The following is a 1,750-nucleotide window of genomic DNA, read 5'->3' as shown; positions in this document are numbered from 1 at the left end:
TGAATAAGAATAAGTTTTCATATCTATAGCATTTTTAATTGTTGGACTATACAAAAATAGTTAGTTTTGCCGAACTATTTAGTTAAAATTAGTTAAACAATTTTTATGCCAAAGTATTCAATATGAGTAAGGATTTAACAAAAAGAGCAGAAGATTATTCAAAGTGGTATAACGAGCTCGTTGTCAAGGCAGATTTAGCCGAAAATTCGGGTGTTAGAGGTTGTATGGTTATCAAACCATACGGCTATGCTATTTGGGAAAAAATGCAGGCAGAATTGGACAGAATGTTTAAAGAAACAGGACATAGCAATGCCTATTTTCCTCTTTTTGTGCCCAAAAGTATGTTTGAAGCTGAAGAAAAGAATGCGGAAGGATTTGCTAAAGAATGTGCTATAGTTACTCATTACAGATTAAAAAATGATCCTGATAAACCAGGGAAATTAATGGTTGACCCAAATGCAAAATTGGAAGAAGAACTTATTGTTCGCCCAACTAGTGAAGCTATTATTTGGTCGACATATAAAAACTGGGTGCAATCGTATAGAGATTTACCATTGTTAATTAATCAATGGGCCAATGTAGTTCGTTGGGAAATGAGAACAAGATTGTTTCTTAGAACTGCTGAGTTTTTGTGGCAGGAAGGTCACACCGCGCATGCCACTAAGGCAGAAGCCATTGAAGAATCTGAAAAAATGATGCATGTCTATGCAGATTTTGCCGAAAATTTCATGGCTATTCCAGTAATAAAAGGACTGAAAACAGAAACTGAGCGTTTTGCCGGTGCTGAAGAAACGTATTGCATTGAAGCTTTGATGCAGGATGGAAAAGCATTGCAAGCAGGAACTTCACATTTTCTTGGGCAAAATTTTGCCAAAGCTTTTGATGTGAAATTTGCTACAGCAGAAGGGAAGCAGGAACACGTTTGGGGAACATCATGGGGAGTTTCTACCCGTTTGATGGGAGCTTTAGTCATGACACATTCAGATGATAATGGTTTGGTGTTGCCGCCAAATTTAGCTCCAATTCAAGTGGTAATTGTTCCAATTTTCAAAACAGATGAAGAGTTTGAAGCTATTTCAACAGTAGCAAACGAATTAGCAGCTCAATTTAAAAAACTAAATATCTCGGTTAAGTTTGATAACAGAACAACACAAAAACCAGGTTTTAAATTTGCCGAATGGGAATTGAAAGGTGTTCCGGTGCGAATTGCTGTTGGGCCAAAAGATTTAGAAAACGGAACTTTCGAAATTGCACGAAGAGATACTTTATCTAAAGAAGTAAAACCAAAAGAAGGAATTGTAACTTATATTTCGGATTTATTGGAACAAATTCAAATTGATTTATTTAATCGCGCTTTGGAATACAGAAATACGCACATTACAGAAGTAAATACTTTTGAAAAATTCAAAGATGTTTTGGAAAATAAAACAGGATTTGTTGCTGCACATTGGGATGGAACTCCGGAAACGGAAGAAAAAATTAAGGATTTAACCAAGGCAACCATTCGTTGTATTCCATTAAATAGAGTTGAAGAAGAAGGAAAATGCATTTTTTCCGGAGGCAAATCTGCTGGTAGAGTGCTGTTTGCAAAGGCGTACTAAAAAAAAAGAAAAAAAATATATCCTGACTCTTGCGAAAATAAAAAATAGTTGTATTTTTGCATCCGCATTCAGGAAGATGGCCCGTTCGTCTATCGGTTAGGACGCCAGGTTTTCATCCTGGTAAGAGGGGTTCGATTCCCCTACGGGCT

At 36.4% G+C, this 1,750-nt stretch carries 1 protein-coding gene and 1 tRNA gene; both read left to right on the top strand.

Annotated features, from left to right (window positions below; all coding sequences use genetic code 11):
* The first annotated feature begins 122 nt into the window (after positions 1–122).
* Positions 123–1,601 (top strand): proline--tRNA ligase, encoded by a 1,479-nt coding sequence (gene proS / locus ABIQ27_RS14135; protein ID WP_348034563.1) that lies wholly within the window; start codon positions 123–125, stop codon positions 1,599–1,601.
* A gap of 78 nt (positions 1,602–1,679) precedes the next feature.
* Positions 1,680–1,750: transfer RNA gene (locus ABIQ27_RS14130), tRNA-Glu, on the top strand.

The sequence above is a fragment of the Flavobacterium sp. genome (assembly GCF_039916025.1).
Lineage (GTDB): Bacteria > Bacteroidota > Bacteroidia > Flavobacteriales > Flavobacteriaceae > Flavobacterium.
Note: the sequence above shows the minus strand (reverse complement) of the source record. Positions and strands in the feature narration are given on the sequence as shown.

What these genes read in the sequence shown, in the direction of transcription:
- proS (WP_348034563.1), top strand. Translation starts at nt 123, where the DNA reads ATGAGTAAGGATTTAACAAAAAGAGCAGAAGATTATTCAAAGTGGTAT.